This is a genomic window from Pontibaca salina, assembly GCF_016307205.1.
GTDB classification, from domain to species: domain Bacteria; phylum Pseudomonadota; class Alphaproteobacteria; order Rhodobacterales; family Rhodobacteraceae; genus Pontibaca; species Pontibaca salina.
In genome coordinates this window covers 1-19104 of sequence record NZ_JAEIJD010000013.1, presented here as the reverse complement: position 1 = coordinate 19104, position 19104 = coordinate 1, and the positions used below count along the sequence as shown (strand labels likewise).

Below are 19104 nucleotides of genomic sequence, written 5' to 3'. Positions count from 1 at the left end.
GGCGGAGCTAATTTATCGCGGCCATCTGCGAGGCGCGGACGCTTACAGCTGCTTCAACTGCGGCGCAATCAGCTCTCGGCGCGTATTTGTAGAACCAGAGGATTTGCATAGGTTTCGATTTGGGGCAGGGTGGGTGAAAGGAGACGCTGGATATCCAAAGACCCATTCCGTCCCAACGGCTGGTCTCCGGACGTCGGATGGCTTCGCTTAATCCCTTTTGAACTAAAAAGAAAAATGGCCCGCGATTGTTTTCTGGCGCTGGAAGTGACGCAGCTGGCCAACCTGCTCCCCTGTCAGTGTTTGCCCCCGGCGCGGCAGATGCGAAGTCCTGCGCAAATCTGACGCTCATTGGAAAATCAGCCGAGCCCGAAGTCATCCCGAAAACGGTCGATCTGATGCATGCGCTCGTGCAGGATGGTCACGATCCCGATGTCGCCATTCGAGAGATGGCGCCAGTAGACGAAATGGCGCTCGAAGCGAAAGAAAAACCCCTCGACGCCGAACTCGGCCGGGATCGGCTTTGATGCCACGCCATGGGTGGTGATCTTCTCGAAGGCTGCGAACAAGCCAGTGATATATGTCTCGGCCTGCTCGCCACCCCATCTGTCGCGGGTATAGCGATAAATGTCATCAAGACGGTAGGACGCGCCGTCCTGGATACGGATGGTGGCCACCCGATCAGGCCCGGTTCCGCGCGATCACCTCGGCTGCGGTCAGCGGCTGATACGTGTCTTCCGGGGCCGCGAAGGCATGGGTCAACTCAGCCTTCAGGCGGTTGAAGGCCACCTGTTCCGCCCTCTCTTTGTCACGCCGGATCAAATCTCGGATGTACTCACTGACATTCTCATAGGACCCATCATCGCCGACATTGGCCGACACAAAGTCACTCAGGGCTCCCCCAAGGCGGACTGTCATTGTGGTCGTTCGGGACATAGCGCAACACCTTTTACCTCTCGTATATTCAATATAACCAAAAACGAACGCGAAACAACAAGAGGCGGCGCTTTCCGGATGCCGAGCATCGGTAGCGTCTAAATTATCTGCAGTCTCGGCCATGTGACGGCCCGCAAGCGCGAGGACAACATAAACCACAGCATCTGAATGCTGTGCGTGAGCGATCAAATGATCGCCGCTCGGCCCCGCTCGCCCGCCGATCCGAGCTGGTCGCTCTCACCGTCGACGATATCGAGTTTCGCGCCGACGGCACGCAGGGGGTTCTGATCCGGCGCAACAAGGCCGACTCGGCAGGTTTTGGGCGTGTGGTGTTCATTTCACAGAGGGCGGGCGGACTCGTATCAGACTGGCTGTAATGTCGCCGGCGTTGCGGGGCGTAATTAATCCGCCGTTGCCGGTCCTCTGTGACCCCCGGTTCCTTGGAGGCGATGATTGCGCGCGGTTTGATCTGCTATCGGGTGTTAACGGGCCTTTGCGGTGTTTTTAAAAATGATGGAAAATCAAATTTTGACATCGTGACGTAAGCACGATCAACAGCCTATGCGGGCATTTAGCTTTGATCCCGGAAAGTCATGTTGCAAAGCGCAGCCATTCCTTCCGGGCGGTGCGGCGCGCGCTTTCGGCATCGCGGCGATAGCGGCTCAAGGTTCTCATTTTTTGGCGCAGGGCGGCGGGCCGGGTCGGGCTGGTGCGCGCCAGCAAACGGGCGGCCTCGGCAATGTCCGGATCCTCGGCATCTTGCGCCAGCAGGATCATCGTATCCTGGTCGTCATAATCCAAACCCCGATCGGTCAGGCGCTGGAGCACCCGCGCGGCGCGCGGTAGATCCGCGTCCAATCCCAGCCGCTGGTGCAGCTCCATAAGATGGGCGCGTTCGGCCTGGGTGATGCGCTCGACTTGCGCTTCGGTTTCCGCCAGACGCAGCGCGGCCTGCTCGCGGCGGTCCTGACTGGTGAGATCCGGCAAAGCCTGCGGATTGCCGGTGATGATCCGATACCACGTTGTCACCTGATCCCAGGGCGGCGGCGTGGTGAGCCCGTGGCGCCTTGCGTTCTGCGCCACCTTGCGCTTGCCGGCGGCAGATTTCGGGCCGGTGCTGTGCTGGGCATTGGCGCGGTTCGCCTTGGATTGGCGCGGCGTGCTCATTCGTCTTCCAGAAGCGTCGCATCTTCGATCACCGCGGCGCTGCTCGCGCGCAACTGGTCATAATCCTTGCGCAAGAGGCGCCGGCGCGTCTCCAGATCCGTCAGCATGCGTTCCAGCGGCGCGAGCGCGTCCTGGGCATCACTATAGGCGGTTGCGGCAAGTTCCGCCGGATCAATATTCTGTTCTGCCAGCCAGTCCAGGGCCGCCGCGGATTTCTCCGTATCCGGACCCAGCAGGGCATTCGCAAATTCTTTTGCTTCTTCCCATTCCTCCGCTTTTGAACCTATAAATCCTCCGGGCATTCTTGTGCTTCGTGCAACTGCTCGGTACTTGGTGCGGATCAGGTGATCGCGCATTCGCCGGTAGCGATGGATTTCCCATTCCAGTGCGACGAGATTTTCCGCAAGGGCGGTCTGATAGGGCGTGGCTGGCGCGAATTCGAGCAGCAGCGCGGCGCGCAGATCCTCAAAGGCGATGCTGTCCTCTCCGGGCAGCAGGCGCAGGCGGGGGATGAGGTCGAGCAATTCGGTATTTTGCCGGGATTTTTTGGCTACGACTCGGGTGATTTTGGCCATTTGCGTCTCCGCTGTGATCTGTGGCTGGCAGATCAAGATCTACGCCAAATCTGCGAAGCTTTCAACGATAAATACTACATGATGTGCTCTCACGTTCTTGTCATACCATATGTCGTCAATGACGGCCCTGAAACTGCGCGGCAAATCTTTGCCCGACTGCGGTCAGGAGCGCTGCGACGCCCGGGCCAGAGCTCTCAGGACGGCGCGATGAAACAGGAGGCCGAGCGCCACGCCAAGGCCGATCCCAACCAGATCAGCGATGAAATCTGCCAGTTCGCCGGAGCGCCCGACTGAGGGCTGGATGATCTCGATCGCGCCGCCATAGAGCACCGCCGCAAAGACGGTTTTGGGTAAGGCCTTGGGATATAACGCGGCGCAGGGCAGGGTGAGCGCGGCAAAGGCCAGCATATGGTGGGTTTTATCGCTGCCCGGCACGCCGCTGGGGCCGCTGATGGGCAGAAGGGTCAAGGCTGCGATGGTGACGGCCAGCGCGATGGTCAGCCAGAGCGCGAGCGCCCGCCGGCACCTGGCGCTGAGAAATAAGGTGCGAAGGGCGAACACGCGCTTACTCGGTGGTTTTGGGCGCGCGAATACGGATGCCGGGGCCGTCCTCGGGCGTGCCGATGAATTCGATGCCAGCGGCTTCGAGGGATGACTTTATTGCTTGGATGTTTGCTTTAGTGCTCACAGGAACACCGTCCAAAGCTTCTATGCGCTTAATGGTGCTAACGCTGACGCCGCATGCATTCGACAAATCGTTTACACTCCACCGGAGTGCATGCCTTGCAGATCTGAACTGAGCACTAGTGATTATTGACAATTCGGCTCCGTGGGTCTAAAAGTATCATATGAGCCATGTAGACGCATCACTTCCTAGTATTCAATATGACTGGCGCGCTGAATTCAAGCGTCTTGAGGGGGCCTATGCGCCCTCCACCATCCGGGCCTATTACACGGACATCGAGAGCTACCTGCACTGGTGCGCCGCAGCGGGACGCGCGCCGTTGCCCGGCAGTATTGAAACCGTCTGTGAATATCTGATGGAGCAGGGGCCAAAATTTGCGCCCTCAACGGTGCGCCGCCGGCTCTATGCGATCCGAAAAGCCCATCGTCTGTTGCGGCTGCCGGACCCGACCTATGACGAGGAGATCAATCTCACCTTCCGGCGCATTCGCCGCGGCAAGCTGGCGCGGCCACGGCAAGCGAAAGGCATGACCCGAGAATATCTTGACCAGTTTCTTGCGGTGCAACCTGATACGCCCTGGGGTGTGCGAAACAAAGCGATGCTCTCGCTGGGCTATGATCTTCTTGCCCGCAGATCCGAGTTGGTCGCTCTGACCGTCGATGATATTGAGTTTCGCGCCGATGGCACGCTGCGGGTGCTGATCCGGCGCAACAAGGCCGACCCGGCGGGGTTGGGGCGCGTGGCGTTCACGTCACAGCGGACGGGGCGACTTGTATCGGACTGGCTGAAATGGCGGAATGCTGGTTACGCGCCGCTGTTTTGTCCAATTTATCAGGGTCGCCCGCTGGACCGGAGCCTGAGCGATACGACGCTGAGGCGCCTGATCAAATCCACAGCAAAGAATGCCGGCCTTGATCCGCAGGACGTGGCAGATTTCAGCGGGCATTCGATGCGCGTTGGCGCCGCGCAGGACTTGTTGCGGGCGGGCCATGACACGGCGGCAATCATGCGGGCCGGGGGCTGGAAGACCACCAATGTGCTGGTGCGCTATCTGGAGAATGCCGAGCATAATGTTTGGGCGTGAATTTCTAAGTAAGGCTACGCCGAGGGCCAACTGGACTTGCTTGTTGATCTTTTCGACTGAAATGCGTTTGTAAGCTGCCGCCTACCTCAGGACATCACCAACTGTCGCGCGTCGCTCTAAATCACCATTTCGTGACCAGTGTAACAAATATGGCCTTTTGCCACACTCACAGATGTGGACCCGAAAAGCGGGTCTTCTTGGTGTGATAGGAGGACGAGATGACAATGATGAAACCAACCCTCACGCTTGGTGCCACGCTGGCCTGCGCCTTTGCGACGATTGCGATGACGCCGGCACAGGCTCAGGAAAACATGGAAAAGTGCTATGGTGTGGCGCTGGCGGGGCAGAACGATTGCGCCGCTGGGCCGGGTACGACCTGTGCCGGCACCTCGAAGGTCGACTATCAGGGCAATGCCTGGACATTGGTTCCGACCGGCACCTGCACCACCATGGAACTACCAGCGGCGGCCGATGGCAGCGAGCGAGCGGGGTCGCTGGAGGCTCTGGATCGCGACATCCCTGCCTGAGTTTCGTTCGGGCGGGGGATCGTTCTCCGCCGCCCGGATCACATCATTTTGCGTGAGTTTTTGGGAGAAATTTGCCATGGCCCTGCCTGTTGCAGCCGGAGTCGGGTTCAAACCCGAGCATTTTGAGGCGATCCGTGCCGCTGCCCCGGCGCTGGGCTTTTTCGAGGTCCACGCGGAGAACTATATGGGGGCGGGCGGTTTGCCCCATCTCCAGCTGGAGCGGTTGCGCGCAGATTATGCGTTATCTCTGCACGGAGTTGGCCTGTCGATCGGCGGCGCGGAGGGCTTAGACAGCGCGCATTTGGTCCGGTTGAAGATATTGTGCCAGCGCTATCAGCCCGACAGCTTTTCTGAACATCTGGCCTGGTCCAGCCATGGTGGCGCCTATCTGAACGATCTGCTTCCGCTGCCTTATACCGAGGAGACGCTGGCGCAGGTCTGCCGCCATGTCGCGCAGGTACAGGAGGAATTGGGGCGGCAGATGCTGCTGGAAAACCCGTCGACCTATGTTCTGTTCGAGCAATCGACGATCCCCGAAACCGAATTTCTGGCCGAGGTGGTGCGGCGCACGGGCTGCGGGCTTTTGCTCGACGTTAACAATGTCTTTGTATCAGCCACCAATCACCGGACCGACGCGCTGGCCTATCTTGCCGATTTTCCGATGGAGGCAGTGGGTGAATTACATCTTGGCGGACATGACGAGGAAGAGCTTCCGTCCGGTCCGCTGCTGATCGACGCCCATGGCAGCCCGGTCGCCGATCCGGTCTGGGAACTTTATGGGGCTGTTTTAGACCAGACCGGGCCGCTGCCCACTTTGATCGAGTGGGACAATGATGTGCCGGACTGGCCAGTGCTGCTGGCTGAAGCCACCCGTGCGCAAGCCGTTCTGGACCGGAGGAAGGAGCTGCGCCATGAGCGGGTTTCCTGATCTGGTTTCGGATTTCGCGACCGGTTTGATCGATGGCGACGTGCCGCAAGGCGTGACGGCGCGGGAGCCGGACGAAACGGCGCAACGCTTTGCCGTCTATCGCAACAATGTCGCCACCAGTCTGACCAATGCGCTGGCCAAGCGCTTCCCGGTGATCAAACGGCTGGTCGGCGATGATTTCTTTGGTGCCATGGGTAGGGTCTATCTCGACGCCCATCGTCCCAGATCTCCGGTTCTGCTGGACTGGGGCGCCACATTCCCCGATTTTCTGGTGGGTTTTCCCCCTTTGGCACAATACCCCTATATGGCGGATGTGGCACGGATCGAACTGGCCCGCGGTCGCGCCTATCACGCTGCCGATACCGACCCTGTTGCAGTGGAGGCCCTGACCAAAACGGCGTCAGACCCCGAACATGCGCGGTTTGCTCTGCACCCATCGGTTCAGATCCTGCGTCTGGCCCATCCCGCCGTCACGATCTGGCGCGCAAACCAACCCGGCGCGACAGGGAAAATTCCGACGCTGGCGGGGGCCGAAATCGCCCTGATCTTGCGCGATTCTCGGTATCAGGTGCCGGTCACTGCGGTGGGGGCCGGAGATGCGGCGCTAATTGAGGCCTTGCAGGAGCGCCAAACTCTACTGATTGCGGCCGAACTCGCCGCCTTTGCCGAAGCCGGTCATGACCCGCAGCCCATTCTGCTCTACCTGATCCAGGCGGATGCCCTCACCTTGCCGAAGGAGACCCCATGACCGCCCTCATCCGCCACCTCAACAGCCTGTTCGACCAGATCCCCCATGATATTGTGACATTGGCCTTGCGGATTTTCCCGGCGATGGTGTTTTTCCAATCCGGCCGCACCAAGGTAGAGGGCCTGTTCACGATCAAGGATTCGACCTGGTTCTTGTTCGAACATGAATATGCCTTGCCGATCATTCCTTCCGATCTGGCAGCGGTCCTGGGAACCACCGCTGAACATGTGCTGCCGATCCTGCTGATCTTGGGGTTGCTGACCCGTTTTGCGGCGCTTGGCCTTCTGGGAATGACGGCAGTGATCGAGATTTTTGTCTATCCTGACGCTTGGGTGACCCATGGCCTCTGGGCCGCCGCCTTTCTTGCGCTGATCGCCTTGGGACCGGGGCGTTTGTCGCTGGACAGATTGCTTGGGCTGGACGGCACAGCAGTGCATCCGGACAGTGCAGCGGAGTCAGTCAAATGAGGCGCGCCCTCGCCATCGGAGCAATCACCCTTGCGCTTGTTGCCGGACCGGCCAGCGCGGATGCCAGCCGGTTTGCCGCTGCGTGGCCGCAGACCGATTTCGCCCGCAGCTTGGTTGATTTGAACGAAGTCATATCGGGGGGACCGCCGAAGGACGGCATCCCCGCGCTGTCGGATCCGGGTTTCATGCCCGCAGCGCAAGAAACCCGGCTTGAGCCGCGCGAACCGGTATTGACTTACGTGCCAGAGGGGCAGGCGGCCCGCGCCTATCCGATCCGCTATTTGATGTGGCACGAGATCGTGAATGATACCGTCGCGGAGATTCCCATCGCCGTCACTTTCTGCCCGCTGTGCAATTCCGGCATGATCTTTGACCGCCGGGTTGCAGGAGAGATCCTGACCTTCGGGGTTTCGGGCCTGTTGCGCAATTCCGACATGGTGATGTTTGACCGGCAAAGCGAAAGCTGGTGGCAACAGGCTGTGGGGCAGGGCATCGTCGGGCGCCACGCCGGAACCGAGTTGACCCAGTTGCTCAGTTGGATGGAAAGTTGGGACGTCTTTCGCACCGCGCATCCCGATGGGCTGGTGATGGCCCAACCGGACTGGCAGCGCCATTACGGGCAGACCCCCTATGTGAGTTATGACAGTTCGATCCGGCCCTTCCTTTACAGCGGTGAAAACCCGCCCCATGGCATAAGCCCGCTGGCGCGGGTGCTGCGCGTCGGCGAGCGGGCCTGGCCGCTTGAGCGGCTGCGCCGCCTTGGGAGTGTGCGCGAGGCCGGGCTGACGATCACCTGGGCCGAGGGGCAGGCTTCCGCCTTGGATGCCCGCAATATTGGCGCGGGGCGCGAGGTCGGCAATATTCGGGTTAAGGACGCCGATGGCCGGGATGTCGTGCATGATATCCCCTTTGCCTTTGCGTTTCATGCGTTCTTTCCCGACGGCAAGTGGATGCTGGGAAACTGACCGGTTTGGGAATTTAGATATTCCGCGCCGCGCCGAGATATTCAAAGATAGGAAGTTCGCGCCACCTGAGATAAAGGGGTGCCAAGGGTTTATGGCGGCCGTTGCGCTATGCAGCGGGCCGTCCTTGCCAATGGGGGCCAGATGGCTGAGTTTCCAGAAGGGCCGCATGGGACGGCGGCTGCCCGCATCTGCCGCATCGTGCTGCGCCTGATACCTTTGCTGCTGGTGGCCTATGCGGTCCATCTGGTCATCGGTTGGTTCTCGGCGCGGACGGCTGATATCCATCCCGGTGCGCAGGTCGGCATGGTGGTGGCACTGCTCTCGATCTATGCGTTGCTGATCGCGCTCCCATTCGTGCCGGGGATTGAACTCGGGTTGATGCTGCTTGCCGTGAATGGGGCATCCATTGCGCCTTGGATCTATCTTGCGACACTGGCCGGGTTGTTACTTGCCTATGGGGCCGGCGAATGGGTGCCTTACGCGCGCCTGCAGCGGATGCTGGCTGATTTGCACCTGCGCCGCGCTTGCGTCTTGCTTGAGAATATTCACCCGCTCAGCCGCTCGGAGCGCCTTGCTTTGCTGTGCGAACAGGCGCCGGAATGGCTGACCCCGTTCATATCCAGCTATCGCTATCTGTTCTTGGCGATCCTCATCAACCTGCCGGGCAACGCGGTGATCGGGGGCGGGGGCGGCATCCTGTTTCTTGCGGGCCTGAGCCGATTGTTCAAACCGGCCGCCGTGGCCCTGACCCTTGCGCTGGCGGTCATGCCGGTGCCGCTGGCGGTCTGGGCATTCGGGGTCGACATTCTTCCATGACGGAAGCAGTGCTTTCAGAATTGAATCGGGGTGCGCTGGGCGCTCGTGCTGCCCGCAATAGGCAGAACGGTGCGATTTCTCCGGCAAAATCCGCGCTGCGCACGGCGCGATGCCCGGACATTTAAGCGACCAAAGCGAACACTTGGTTCTGCTGGTGTGAGATCTACATGGTGATTGAGCATTACCAGAGAGTTACCAATGGTAATGCTCATTTTGGGATCCGGCCGGCTGTTACCGGCTTCGCGCGACGGTGAGAGTTTGGACAAATCTTTGGTCACAGAATTGAACCCTCACCGGCCCGAGCGCTCAGCGCTCACCTCCCCGTGAGCCACAATATTGGCACGAATGCTTCCCTGGGGCAGTGCTCGTGCCGGCTATATCTGTGGTGCTCGTCATCAGGGACGGGGGTTGGTAGAGATCGCTCGGCTGCGCTATCGCAGGCGTGCCGAGGGCCGCAAATCCGGCGATCAGGCCGCTGGCCAGAATCAGCACGGTGCGGTGTTTGGGCGAGTAGGTCATGGTATTGCTCCTTTCCTGGCGGCGACAGCCGCCTTATTGCCCTTGTTCGCGAAGCTGGGAAAGGATTTCGCTTATGCGGTCGTCATCGGCCTCATTGGGCGGCTCGGCTGCGGGCAGGTCCTCGGTGAGATCGCGGGTTGTCCGTATCTGGCCGATGAACCGTTCGCACCCTCTGCACATCGCGAGATGCAAGCGCATCTGAAGCGCTTGCCACGTACTCAGCTCCCCATCGATCAGGGCGCTGGCGCGCTCTGCAACTTCCTTGCAGCTTAACATCTGGCGGTGTTCCTTTCACGTGCCTCATATGAAAGGGACAAACAGAACCCCGCCCTGTTACATGTTTTCGGAAAATTATTCAGTCCCAAGATGCTGCAACCCCCTCTCTCACATCAATCCATCAAGGGCGACCCGGACATTCAGGCGGGCGCGGTGCAGCAAAACCCGCATATTGCCCTCGGTGATGCCAAGGATGGTGCTGACTTCGTCAGCGTCCAACCCTTGTTGTGCGCGTAGAATGATCACGGCGCGCTGGCCGGGTGGCAGGGCTTCAATCGCGGCATTGACGTGTTCCATCACGCTGCGACCTGCCAGAATGCGCTCGGGGGTCAGGGTTTCCCAGAGCTCGGGCATGTTTTTCCAGCGGCCCCGGCCGTCAAAAGCGGCGGCAAGATTGTCATCCTCGCCCGCACCATCAAACGAGACTATGCGACCTTCGCGCTTTGCTCGGTTGCGGGATTTGTTGATCAGGATCGAAAATATCCAGCTTGCCAATGAAGAGCGCCCTTCAAAGCCGGAAACGCTTTTCAGAACTGCTATCCAGGTCTCCTGCGCCACCTCTTCGGCTGTCGCGCGGCTGCGCACGATACCTGTTGCGACGCGAACCATTGCCGCGTTGTGCTTGCGGTAAACTTGCTCGAAGGCGGGTCTGTCACCGGCGGTGAGCAGGTCAACAATTGCCGCTTCCTCCACTAGGGCAGTCGGCATTGCACGTCCCCATATTGTTTAATCCACTAAGCAGATTAAACCCTCCAAAAGTCCAGAGATGTGTGCCTGCGGACAAGGAAACGTGAATACGGGTCAGTTTTGAACGCTCATTGACAGCCCGACTGGAAAAACTCCAACGTATCTTCCATGGAGAAACTCCACCCCTGTTCCAAAACAGGCATGGCTTCCCAAAAAAGGCGGATCAAGAATAGGTGGGGGCCAGCTGTCGTTTACACTTTTGCCAGTCTCTGAAGGGCGCTCGCGAACACTAAATCCCTATGAAACAAAAATAAAAAGGCCCGCACTGGGGCCCTGTCGTGGGTTCGCGATTGTTTTCTGGCGGAGGGAACGGGACTGGTGTCGAATCCTCTCCACCCCTTAAGTCATTGTAAAAACTGAAGCCGATCAGGGTTCGAAAGTTATTCGCCCCAAGCGGCTCAGGCAGCGAGCCAAATCTTCAGAACCTGCGCGTTCAAGCAACTGCCAAGCAAATCTCATAGTGCGTATTGCGTCCGCCACCCTCACCACGTCGTAGCAGCCCACGATCAACGAGGGCGGCAATATCACGCCCAGCCGTGTCTTGCGAGCAGTCAGCAATCTTTGCCCACTTTGATGACGTCAGTTTTCCCTCGAAGCCATCAAAGAGGCGATTCAGAATTTTGATCTGGCGTTCATTCAAAGGGAACTGAGATGCCCGACCCCAGAAGCGTGCCTTGGCGAGAACATTCGCCACTGTCGTTTCGGCTTCCTGGATTGCATGCCGTAGCGAAACCAGAAACCACAGGATCCACGAGGTGATGTCCAGATCGCCTTTCTGGGTCTTCTCGAGCAAATCGTAGTACGCTTTTCGTTCTTTCTGAATCTGAGTCGACATCGAGTAGTAGCGGTGCGGAACACTCTCGGATCGCGCCAAAGCTAGATCTGCAATTGCACGCGCAATACGCCCATTCCCGTCCTCGAATGGGTGGATCGTCACGAACCAGAAATGTGCGATTGCCGCCTTGATGACTGGATCCATCTCACTCGGCGCATTCAGCCAATCCAGAAAACGTGTCATTTCCCCCGGCACTCTATCGGCAGGCGGCGCGCTGAAGTGAATACGCTCGCGACCGTAGGAACCTGAAACCACCTGCAACGGTCCACTTGAATCATCTCGCCAATCCCCAACACGGATTTTGGAAAGACCGCTCCGCCCTGTTGGAAACAAGGCGCCATGCCAGGCAAACAAGCGCTCTGCCGTCACGGGCTCTTGGTACTTGCGCGTTGCGTCCAGCATGACGTCAACAATCCCCTCGACGTTGCGGTCTACTGGAGGCAACGCTCCGATGTCGATCCCAAGACGACGTGCGATGGAGGATCGAACTTGCTGAGTATCGAGATTTTCGCCTTCGATTTCGCTCGTCTTGACAATATCTTGGGTGAGAGTTTGGAGCATCGCCTCTTCTCGTTGATCAAAGCCCACGGCCTCCATCTTCCCGAGCAACTTGCCTTGCTCATGTCTGGTCGCGACCAAGGGCGCAGCAAGTGCCCCCTCGTCCCACGTCAGGCTAGGCCAGCGCGATTGCTCCCAGATGTACATATCTTTCTCCGCACAATATGCGGCGGTTTAGCATTGAATTCTCCGCAAAAGCAAGCACTATCACCGCACATTCTGCGGACAAAGTAGCTGTCATTCTCCGCAATTGGTGTGAAATGACCCAGAAATTTTTAGCTCCTGATCTCACGCCTCGCCGGATGTTGGGCGAAGCTTTCCCGGTACTACGTCAGTCAGACCGTATTGAAGCATGGTCACGATCCCGATGTCGCCATTCGAGAGGTGGCACCCGTATATAAAATGGCGCTTGTAACGAAGAAAGAACCCGTTGAGGCCGAACTCGGCCGGGATGGGTTTGATGCGACGCCGTGGGCAGCGATCCTCTCAAAGGCTGCAAACAAGCCATTGATACATGTCTCGGCCTGCTCATCGCCGGATCTGTCGCGGGTGTAACGATAGATGGCATCAAGACGGTAGGAGGCGCCCTCCTGAGTACGGATGGCGGGCACCGGATCAGGCCCGGTTCCGGGCGATCACCTCGGCTGCGGTCAGCGGCTGACAGGTGTCGTCCGGGGTCGCGAAAGCATGGGTCCACCCTGCCTTCGACCGGTTGAAGGCCACCTGCTCCGCCATCTCCTTGTCACGCCGAAACAAATCGCGGATGTATTCGCTAACGTTTTCACAGGATCCGTCATCGCCGACAACGGCCGACACAAAGTCACGCAGGGCCGGGGGAAAAGGGTCTGGCCGCCAGCCCCCTCCATCCCCTATGCAACTGCATTCATTGAAACCATATTCAGTTTGAAAGTCATTCGGTTCGCGTGAGTCTAGCTGCGAGCTCCGAACCAAACGCTCGCACGTCAGGTGAACGCCCTTTTCTCGTAGATGGTCGAGATGGTCTTCCCGTCCCAAACGTAACAGAGGTGACGGTCCTGCCGGCAATTTGACAAAAGGCGAGCTCGGAACACGGCAACACATTCGCCACCTGCGTCTCTTACACTCATGTAGACGATCCCGTCGGATCCACTTTCGCGAAGCTGCAACGCCAACTCTTGCGACATTCCGTAGTTGGTTGAGTGATAGTACGCAGGATGGCTGGCCTGCAGTCCTCGGATATCATGCAGATCGGCCTTCAGATCGACGGCATAGACGCGCATATCAAGCTCCTGCTCCGGCTCATTGGTTGATTGCAGAAATTTGATGCGGTGATGCTTTGTTTCAGCAATCGCAGTCTTGATCGACTTGCCTGCATAAAAAACTCCGTAGGTGCCGTTTGTGAAGCGATCACCTTCGGGGTTGAGATGGGTGAAAGCGGCCATGATCGGCGACGTACCCGGACCAGAGACCCGGTCTTCCGGTGCCACCAATGCGATGTCTCCTACTTCTTCACGAAGCCTATCATTGGTCATCGCCTCGATTTCAAAAACAGCCTCAAGGTCTTCGGGATTTGCGACAGCCTCAAACAGGCTAATCGGAGGGAAGCGGCTTGGCACAATGCGAAAGCACGGCTGCCACTCAACCGCCATAGTTTGAATTTCGTCGGTCACCCGCGTTGCGCGTCAATATATTGCCGAACGACAAAGAGGTCCGCGACGTTACCAGACATCATCCGGTCCAATGCTGAACGCCCATTGAAGGTTTTGGCTGCATTAGGCTTGCGCACCCATTCATCAGCCGATTTCGGAAGTAAGATGTGAAGGCCCTTATAGATTCCAAAAATATACGAGATCCGCTCCAGCGCGTCCTTAGGGATCGTGGACACACTACCCCGCTTCCAAGACTGAAATGTTGACCTGCTCTCCAGGCCGAGCAACCGCATTTGCTCCTGCTCCTGCAGTTTCCAAGCTTGTGCAATCCTAAAGAATGTGCGCAAGGCGGGCCCAGTCAGATCCTTACGGCTGGTGGCCTTTACAGTCGTCGTTGCTGGCATGATCGGCACCTCCAGCACCAATCTGTTTATAAACTGTGCAACTGTCAAGTTTTGTCCCGATATTAAACACTCACCCCACCGGCACGGCACTCGCTCGCCACCGAACGGTAAGATCGGGTCCGCGGTCATCGGGTTAACCTTGGTTCGGCGCGATCACCTCTGCCGCCGTCAGCGGTTTGTACCTCTGCTCAGGGGCAGCGCGGGCATGAGTCAACTCGGCTTTCAGGCGGGTTAAGGCCTCTTGCTCCACCCGCTCCCTGTCACGCCGGATCAAGTCGCGGATATATTCGGTGAATACCTTGATGAGGCGCAACACTTGCGACCTCGGAGAGAACCATGACCTTGGACGGACGGTCTGCTTTCCCGCTTGACAGAGCCGCAATCAGAGAACCGGCCCGCGGCTTCTGAACGTGCCGCATATCAGAGCCTGACAGAAGACCGCACTCGATCACAGGTAAACAGGGTTGGAAATTTCTTGCTTTACGGGCGGCAAGCACAGAAGTGGCCTGCTAGAGGAGTCTCGCGAATTTTTCGATTTATGTCGGCCCGCCCCGCAACTTACAAAAAGCTGGCCACGATTACCCTCGCCATAATGCGGGCCGGCGGCTAAAAGACGACCAGCGTGCTCTTGCGCTATCTAGAAAACGCCGACGATCACGTTTGGGCGTAAAGGGCGCGGGTCGGCCCGCGATGGCACCCTTCCCGCGACGGGGCGACTGGGTTCGCAGGCGCGCCCGGGTCCGGTGACGGGCGTTATCGGGCCTTTGCCGAGCAACCCGATCCTTCCTGGGGCGTGAGAAACAAAGCCATGCTCTTACTGGGCTATGATCTTCTCACCCGTCGGTCCGAGTTGATCGGCCTCACGCTCGACGATATCGCGTTTCGCTGAGATGGCCCATTGCGTATTCTGATCCGGCGCAGAGGAGAACGGGAGGTGTCATATAAACTGGACTTGCTTAAATGTTCGGATTAGCCTCGGATGCTGTCTTGCTTAATGAACCAAGCGTAGGTCTCGCGCAGCCCAGTCTCCAAGGAGATGCGCGCCTGCCAGCCCATATCACGCAACCGGCTGACATCCATCAACTTGCGCGGTGTGCCGTCGGGCTTGCTCGGGTCGGTCACGATCCTGCCTTTAAAGCCGGTTATTCGTGCCACCATCTGTGCCAGTTCCAGAATCGAGATGTCGCTGCCGGAGCCGACATTGATATGGCTCAGCATTGGCTGGGTGTTGGCGGCATAGCTCTGCGGATCGAGATCCAGCACGAAGAGCGAGGCCTCAGCCATATCGTCAACATGGAGGAATTCACGGCGCGGTGTGCCACTGCCCCAGATCACCACGTCCTCTGCGCCGCTTTCGGTGGCTTTGTGGAAGCGCCGGATCAAAGCGGGTAAAACATGCGAGTTTTCTGGGTGGAAGTTATCACCCGGCCCATAAAGATTGGTTGGCATCACCGAGCGATAATCGACACCGTGCTGACGGTTATAGCTCTCACAGAGCTTGATCCCGGCGATCTTGGCGATTGCATAGGGCTCATTGGTAGGTTCCAAGGTTCCGGTCAGCAGCGCGTCTTCGCGCATCGGCTGCGTCGCGTCTCGCGGATAAATGCAGGAGGAGCCCAATTGCAGCAGCCGCGTGACCCCGGCGGCGAAGGCCTGATGGATCACATTGCATTCGATCATCAGGTTTTCATAGATGAACTCGGCCGGATAGGTGTCGTTGGCATGGATGCCGCCGACCTTTGCGGCTGCAAGGATCACTACGTCAGGCTTTTGATCCTGCATGAACGCGCGCACCGCGCTTTGATCGGTCAAATCGAGTTCCGCGTGGGTGCGGGTGATCAGCTCGAGCGCTGCGCCCGCGTCTTTTCGCGCTTGCAGCTGGCGCAGGATGGCGCTGCCGACCATGCCGCGGTGCCCGGCGATATAGATTCGTGTCATCGCTTTATGCTTCCAGCGCCATCGGCAGTTCCAGACCGTGGTCTTTGAGCAGCGAGTGGCGCCGCGCGGTTTTGAGATCTTCCGCCACCATCTCGGCGCACATTTGCCGTGCGGTGATCTGTGGCTCCCAGCCGAGCTTGGCCTTGGCCTTGGCGGGTGAGCCAAGCAGGGTTTCGACTTCAGCGGGGCGGAAATATTGCGGGTGGATCCGCATGATCACATCCCCGAGCTTCAGCGCCGGGGCGTTCTTGCCCGTGATCCCGGTCACAATTGCCTGCTCGTCCAAGCCGCTGCCCTCAAAGCGCAAGCTGATGCCAAGCTCTTCTGCGGACCAGATGATGAAATCGCGGACCGAATGTTGCACACCGGTGGCGATCACGAAATCCTCCGGTTCCTCCTGCTGCAGCATCATCCACTGCATGCGCACATAATCCTTGGCATGGCCCCAGTCGCGCAGCGCGTCGATATTGCCCATATAGAGACAGGTCTCCAGGCCTTGGGCAATATTGGCCAGACCGCGGGTGATTTTACGGGTCACAAAGGTCTCGCCTCGGCGCGGGGATTCATGATTAAAGAGAATGCCATTGCAGGCGTAAAGCCCATAGGCTTCGCGGTAATTCACCGTGATCCAGTAAGCATACATTTTCGCGACGGCATAGGGGCTGCGCGGATGGAACGGGGTGGTTTCGGTTTGCGGGATCTCCTGAACCTGGCCGTAGAGCTCCGAGGTCGAGGCCTGATAGAACCGGACCGACTTTTCCAGCCCGAGAAAACGGATTGCCTCCAGAAGCCGCAAGGTGCCGATCGCATCGACATCGGCGGTATATTCGGGGGCCTGGAAGCTCACCGCCACATGGGACTGGGCGCCGAGGTTATAAACTTCGTCGGGCTGCACCTCCGACATGATGCGTTTGAGGCTGGAGCTGTCGGTCAGATCGCCATAATGAAGCTTGAGGCTGGGATCGGGCTCATGGGGATCCTCATAGATATGGTCGATGCGCTGGGTATTGAAGCTCGACGCCCGGCGCTTGATCCCGTGGACCTCATAGCCCTTCTGCAACAAAAGCTCCGCAAGATAGGACCCGTCCTGTCCAGTGATGCCGGTGATCAGGGCTTTTTTCATTTAATGGCTCCGTTTCGATCAATAAACTGTGTAAACTTTGATGCGTTTTTCATGAACAGCGTGCCGGCGCCACCCACCTTGTTGCGCCGCAATGCACGATAATCTTCCCGGCTTTTCTGAATAATCCGGCCCAAAGATCGATTGCTTTCACCGCCCACGCGCATCTTCACAAGAACTTCGGGGATATAGGCGAGCTTGATCTGCCCGGTGCCGAGATAGCGCAACATGGCGTCATAATCGGCAGCGATCTCAAAAGAGGCGTCATAGAGCCCAAATTTTTCAAAAACCGCGCGGCGCAAATAAAGCGTGGGATGGGGCGGCATCCAGCCGCGTTTGAGCCGCGCCGGGTGGTAAGTGCCAGAGACCCAGCGCCGGATCACCTTTTGCGGCTCGGAGGCCGAGACATAGATCAGGTCGCCATAAACCCCGTCAATCTCGGGCTGCTTGAGCGCTTGCGCGACCTTTTGCAGAACCTCATCCGAGGCATAGACATCATCCGAATGCATCAACCCGATGACTTCGCCGCTGGCCCGCGCGATGCCACGGTTGATCGCGTCATAGATGCCGCGATCTGGCGCACTGACGAGGCGGGTTTTGTCATTTGCCAGGCGTTTGACGATCTCGCCGGTGCCATCCTCTGAGCCGCCGTCCTGGATCACATGTTCGATGTCCCCATAGCTCTGGGATTGCACGCTCTGGATAGCGGCGCCGATGGTCGCTGCGCGGTTAAACACCGCGGTGATCACTGAAATCCGCATCCGCCGCCTCGCTACCCCTAACTTAAATTGGCAAATCTTCTGTTCCATAGCCTGCGCCGAGCCAAACCGAAAGGGGCCGGGCCTTTGGCCGATCAAGCCTATATTGTCTCGGATAACAAGAGGGCAGGGGTTCACGCCGCCCCGATCCCGCGCTGCGCCAAACTGCGAGCTTGTTCGGCCAGAGACCCACCTCGGCGCCCTCTCATAGCGCGCTGTCGGCCCGGGCGGAGATTTTGAAGGATTGTGCTGAGTGTCGTTTGGTGCCGCGGATCACGCCGCCAAAGGGTGGATAACGGGCAAGTCTCAGCCGTCAAACGATCTTTGTCTCTGGACATCGATTTCGAGAACTTTTCGGATGGCGGTAACGGCATCCACGTGATTGTGCTTCATGTACGTCTTGACCTCATGTAATTTTATGTCGACGAGGTAGCGATACCAAAAGCCTTGTAGGACGTGGAACGCGGTTCCCTCTTTTCCGTCGAGAAAACCCAGTCGGACAAAATAACGATAAGAAAAATACGCGAAAGCACGGAACCCGCCGGGAAGGCGCACATACACATTCTCTTTGATCCAACGCTTGATGCCTGCCTGTTGACCACTGCGCAAGCTGGCGACTGTTTCCAGAGGCATAAATCTGTATTCCTGATTGAGTATATCGACCACCTCTCTGCTTGCGTAGGAATTATGCTTTTCTGTCCACCATGTCAGTGAATTGAGATTGTCATCGATAATCTCACCAGAGAACTCAGCAGTCTGCCCGTCCACAATAATGTGCTCATCCATCCAACGGTTTTCACAGTGCCCGCGACCGTGACGGAAGAGCCGCAACACACGCACAGGAAAGACCCCACCCCATTGCATGCGACGCCGCAGGAAGTGCATGCGCCGAGATACAAAGACGCCCTGCGTTTCAGCGGGTAGGGCAGTGATACCCTCTCGAATTTCTGCTACCAAAGCCTGTGTCAAAAACTCATCTGCATCCAAGCGCAGCACCCATTCGGTGTCGCGTGGGAGTTGGTCAAGCGCCCAGTTTAACTGCTGGGCTTGCGTGATGAAAGGGTGCGTAAGCACGCGGGCGCCTTTAGAAAGAGCTATCTCCACGGTTCGATCCGTCGATCCGCTGTCCACGACCACGCAGCGATCGGCGATGGGCGCCACGCAGGCGAGCGCCCGCTCAATATGGCGTTCTTCGTTCTTGGTGAGGATGACGACGGTGAGGGTCAAGGAATGCTCTTTGATCAATTAGAAAAATCGAAATGGGAAGTGATGCTATCGGTGTTAGAAGGAAGCTCATTCTACTACCCATTTCACCCAAGTTGAGCTACTCTCCATTTGTTGGGCAGTATTTGGCATAATTTAAGCTACTCTTTGCACCTGCTGATCGGGGTTGGATGTTTCAATTCGCTGCCAGTAGAGCACAGCT

The 19104-nt window shown here is 58.2% G+C and carries 24 protein-coding genes and 1 pseudogene; 8 read left to right on the top strand and 17 right to left on the bottom strand.

The features are described 5' to 3' along the window. Positions 1-356 precede the first annotated feature (356 nt). Positions 357-674, bottom strand: a complete 318-nt coding sequence (locus tag JAO82_RS12795; RefSeq protein WP_198686784.1) for a type II toxin-antitoxin system RelE/ParE family toxin — start codon at positions 672-674, stop codon at positions 357-359. Between the two features lie 4 nt (positions 675-678). Continuing rightward, positions 679-933: a ribbon-helix-helix domain-containing protein gene (locus JAO82_RS12790; protein ID WP_198686783.1), complete on the bottom strand. Its 255-nt coding sequence runs from the start codon at positions 931-933 to the stop codon at positions 679-681. A gap of 173 nt (positions 934-1106) precedes the next feature. On the opposite strand from JAO82_RS12790, the gene JAO82_RS12785 reads away from it, so the two are divergent. Then, positions 1107-1310, top strand: a complete 204-nt coding sequence (locus tag JAO82_RS12785; RefSeq protein WP_198686782.1) for a hypothetical protein — start codon at positions 1107-1109, stop codon at positions 1308-1310. Between the two features lie 214 nt (positions 1311-1524). Here JAO82_RS12785 and JAO82_RS12780 read toward each other — a convergent pair whose 3' ends face one another. The 4 genes from JAO82_RS12780 to JAO82_RS14385 all read right to left on the bottom strand — a co-directional run bounded on the left by JAO82_RS12780 (position 1525) and on the right by JAO82_RS14385 (position 3363). Continuing rightward, entirely contained in the window at positions 1525-2100 is a 576-nt protein-coding gene (locus JAO82_RS12780; protein WP_198686781.1) for a hypothetical protein, read from the bottom strand. Further along, positions 2097-2675, bottom strand: coding sequence for a hypothetical protein (locus JAO82_RS12775; protein ID WP_198686780.1), 579 nt, complete (start codon positions 2673-2675; stop codon positions 2097-2099). The genes JAO82_RS12780 and JAO82_RS12775 overlap by 4 nt, the downstream gene beginning before the upstream one ends. A gap of 162 nt (positions 2676-2837) precedes the next feature. Further along, complete coding sequence (locus tag JAO82_RS12770) at positions 2838-3236, bottom strand: VanZ family protein (RefSeq protein WP_198686779.1); 399 nt, start codon at positions 3234-3236, stop codon at positions 2838-2840. Positions 3237-3240: 4 nt separating this feature from the next. After that, complete coding sequence (locus tag JAO82_RS14385; RefSeq protein ID WP_269812835.1) at positions 3241-3363, bottom strand: hypothetical protein; 123 nt, start codon at positions 3361-3363, stop codon at positions 3241-3243. 160 nt (positions 3364-3523) lie between these two features. Here JAO82_RS14385 and JAO82_RS12765 point away from each other — a divergent pair, with 160 nt between their 5' ends. The 7 genes from JAO82_RS12765 (at position 3524) to JAO82_RS12735 (ending at position 8895) form a co-directional block, all read left to right on the top strand. Continuing rightward, positions 3524-4444, top strand: coding sequence for a tyrosine-type recombinase/integrase (locus tag JAO82_RS12765; RefSeq protein ID WP_198686778.1), 921 nt, complete (start codon positions 3524-3526; stop codon positions 4442-4444). Between the two features lie 227 nt (positions 4445-4671). Then, positions 4672-4971 (top strand): BufA1 family periplasmic bufferin-type metallophore, encoded by a 300-nt coding sequence (locus JAO82_RS12760; RefSeq protein WP_456299549.1) that lies wholly within the window; start codon positions 4672-4674, stop codon positions 4969-4971. A gap of 76 nt (positions 4972-5047) precedes the next feature. After that, complete coding sequence (gene bufB, locus JAO82_RS12755) at positions 5048-5899, top strand: MNIO family bufferin maturase (RefSeq protein WP_198686776.1); 852 nt, start codon at positions 5048-5050, stop codon at positions 5897-5899. Further along, positions 5883-6647 carry an HvfC/BufC N-terminal domain-containing protein gene (locus JAO82_RS12750; protein WP_198686775.1) on the top strand — a complete coding sequence of 255 codons (765 nt, stop codon included), beginning with the start codon at positions 5883-5885 and terminating at the stop codon, positions 6645-6647. Before bufB ends, JAO82_RS12750 begins: the two co-directional genes overlap by 17 nt. Further along, positions 6644-7114, top strand: coding sequence for a DoxX family protein (locus JAO82_RS12745; protein ID WP_198686774.1), 471 nt, complete (start codon positions 6644-6646; stop codon positions 7112-7114). Before JAO82_RS12750 ends, JAO82_RS12745 begins: the two co-directional genes overlap by 4 nt. Beyond that, positions 7111-8079, top strand: a complete 969-nt coding sequence (locus JAO82_RS12740; RefSeq protein ID WP_198686773.1) for a DUF3179 domain-containing protein — start codon at positions 7111-7113, stop codon at positions 8077-8079. Before JAO82_RS12745 ends, JAO82_RS12740 begins: the two co-directional genes overlap by 4 nt. Positions 8080-8220: 141 nt before the next feature. Next, positions 8221-8895, top strand: a complete 675-nt coding sequence (locus tag JAO82_RS12735) for a hypothetical protein (protein ID WP_198686772.1) — start codon at positions 8221-8223, stop codon at positions 8893-8895. A gap of 552 nt (positions 8896-9447) precedes the next feature. Here JAO82_RS12735 and JAO82_RS14480 read toward each other — a convergent pair. The 11 genes and pseudogenes from JAO82_RS14480 to JAO82_RS12680 form a co-directional block, all read right to left on the bottom strand. Further along, complete coding sequence (locus JAO82_RS14480) at positions 9448-9690, bottom strand: zf-HC2 domain-containing protein (protein ID WP_198686771.1); 243 nt, start codon at positions 9688-9690, stop codon at positions 9448-9450. A gap of 108 nt (positions 9691-9798) precedes the next feature. Then, on the bottom strand, positions 9799-10398 hold the full coding sequence (locus JAO82_RS12725) for an RNA polymerase sigma factor (RefSeq protein ID WP_198686770.1): 600 nt from the start codon (positions 10396-10398) through the stop codon (positions 9799-9801). A gap of 472 nt (positions 10399-10870) precedes the next feature. After that, complete coding sequence (locus tag JAO82_RS12720) at positions 10871-11977, bottom strand: Fic family protein (RefSeq protein ID WP_198686769.1); 1107 nt, start codon at positions 11975-11977, stop codon at positions 10871-10873. Between the two features lie 468 nt (positions 11978-12445). Beyond that, on the bottom strand, positions 12446-12646 hold the full coding sequence (locus JAO82_RS12715; protein ID WP_332872529.1) for an addiction module antitoxin: 201 nt from the start codon (positions 12644-12646) through the stop codon (positions 12446-12448). Positions 12647-12792: 146 nt separating this feature from the next. Beyond that, a complete protein-coding gene (locus JAO82_RS12710) occupies positions 12793-13479 on the bottom strand; it encodes an RES family NAD+ phosphorylase (RefSeq protein ID WP_198686768.1) in 687 nt (228 codons plus the stop codon). After that, positions 13476-13991: an MbcA/ParS/Xre antitoxin family protein gene (locus JAO82_RS12705; RefSeq protein ID WP_232897389.1), complete on the bottom strand. Its 516-nt coding sequence runs from the start codon at positions 13989-13991 to the stop codon at positions 13476-13478. Before JAO82_RS12705 ends, JAO82_RS12710 begins: the two co-directional genes overlap by 4 nt. Before the next feature lie 4 nt (positions 13992-13995). Next, positions 13996-14154, bottom strand: a pseudogene (locus JAO82_RS12700) (addiction module antitoxin); the annotation flags it as partial. 677 nt (positions 14155-14831) lie between these two features. After that, positions 14832-15800: a GDP-L-fucose synthase gene (fcl, locus tag JAO82_RS12695; RefSeq protein WP_198686767.1), complete on the bottom strand. Its 969-nt coding sequence runs from the start codon at positions 15798-15800 to the stop codon at positions 14832-14834. A gap of 4 nt (positions 15801-15804) precedes the next feature. Next, positions 15805-16923 (bottom strand): GDP-mannose 4,6-dehydratase, encoded by a 1119-nt coding sequence (gene gmd, locus JAO82_RS12690; RefSeq protein WP_198686766.1) that lies wholly within the window; start codon positions 16921-16923, stop codon positions 15805-15807. Then, positions 16920-17681, bottom strand: a complete 762-nt coding sequence (locus JAO82_RS12685; protein WP_198686765.1) for a glycosyltransferase family 2 protein — start codon at positions 17679-17681, stop codon at positions 16920-16922. The genes gmd and JAO82_RS12685 overlap by 4 nt, the downstream gene beginning before the upstream one ends. A 303-nt stretch (positions 17682-17984) precedes the next feature. Continuing rightward, entirely contained in the window at positions 17985-18905 is a 921-nt protein-coding gene (locus tag JAO82_RS12680) for a glycosyltransferase family 2 protein (protein ID WP_198686764.1), read from the bottom strand. Positions 18906-19104: the final 199 nt, after the last annotated feature.

What these genes read in the sequence shown, in the direction of transcription:
- JAO82_RS12790 (WP_198686783.1), bottom strand. Translation starts at nt 933, where the DNA reads ATGTCCCGAACGACCACAATGACAGTCCGCCTTGGGGGAGCCCTGAGT.
- JAO82_RS12780 (WP_198686781.1), bottom strand. Translation starts at nt 2,100, where the DNA reads ATGAGCACGCCGCGCCAATCCAAGGCGAACCGCGCCAATGCCCAGCAC.
- JAO82_RS12775 (WP_198686780.1), bottom strand. Translation starts at nt 2,675, where the DNA reads ATGGCCAAAATCACCCGAGTCGTAGCCAAAAAATCCCGGCAAAATACC.
- JAO82_RS12765 (WP_198686778.1), top strand. Translation starts at nt 3,524, where the DNA reads ATGAGCCATGTAGACGCATCACTTCCTAGTATTCAATATGACTGGCGC.
- JAO82_RS12760 (WP_456299549.1), top strand. Translation starts at nt 4,672, where the DNA reads ATGAAACCAACCCTCACGCTTGGTGCCACGCTGGCCTGCGCCTTTGCG.
- bufB (WP_198686776.1), top strand. Translation starts at nt 5,048, where the DNA reads ATGGCCCTGCCTGTTGCAGCCGGAGTCGGGTTCAAACCCGAGCATTTT.
- JAO82_RS12750 (WP_198686775.1), top strand. Translation starts at nt 5,883, where the DNA reads ATGAGCGGGTTTCCTGATCTGGTTTCGGATTTCGCGACCGGTTTGATC.
- JAO82_RS12745 (WP_198686774.1), top strand. Translation starts at nt 6,644, where the DNA reads ATGACCGCCCTCATCCGCCACCTCAACAGCCTGTTCGACCAGATCCCC.
- JAO82_RS12740 (WP_198686773.1), top strand. Translation starts at nt 7,111, where the DNA reads ATGAGGCGCGCCCTCGCCATCGGAGCAATCACCCTTGCGCTTGTTGCC.
- JAO82_RS12735 (WP_198686772.1), top strand. Translation starts at nt 8,221, where the DNA reads ATGGCTGAGTTTCCAGAAGGGCCGCATGGGACGGCGGCTGCCCGCATC.
- JAO82_RS14480 (WP_198686771.1), bottom strand. Translation starts at nt 9,690, where the DNA reads ATGTTAAGCTGCAAGGAAGTTGCAGAGCGCGCCAGCGCCCTGATCGAT.
- JAO82_RS12725 (WP_198686770.1), bottom strand. Translation starts at nt 10,398, where the DNA reads ATGCCGACTGCCCTAGTGGAGGAAGCGGCAATTGTTGACCTGCTCACC.
- JAO82_RS12720 (WP_198686769.1), bottom strand. Translation starts at nt 11,977, where the DNA reads ATGTACATCTGGGAGCAATCGCGCTGGCCTAGCCTGACGTGGGACGAG.
- JAO82_RS12705 (WP_232897389.1), bottom strand. Translation starts at nt 13,991, where the DNA reads ATGACCGCGGACCCGATCTTACCGTTCGGTGGCGAGCGAGTGCCGTGC.
- fcl (WP_198686767.1), bottom strand. Translation starts at nt 15,800, where the DNA reads ATGACACGAATCTATATCGCCGGGCACCGCGGCATGGTCGGCAGCGCC.
- gmd (WP_198686766.1), bottom strand. Translation starts at nt 16,923, where the DNA reads ATGAAAAAAGCCCTGATCACCGGCATCACTGGACAGGACGGGTCCTAT.
- JAO82_RS12685 (WP_198686765.1), bottom strand. Translation starts at nt 17,681, where the DNA reads ATGCGGATTTCAGTGATCACCGCGGTGTTTAACCGCGCAGCGACCATC.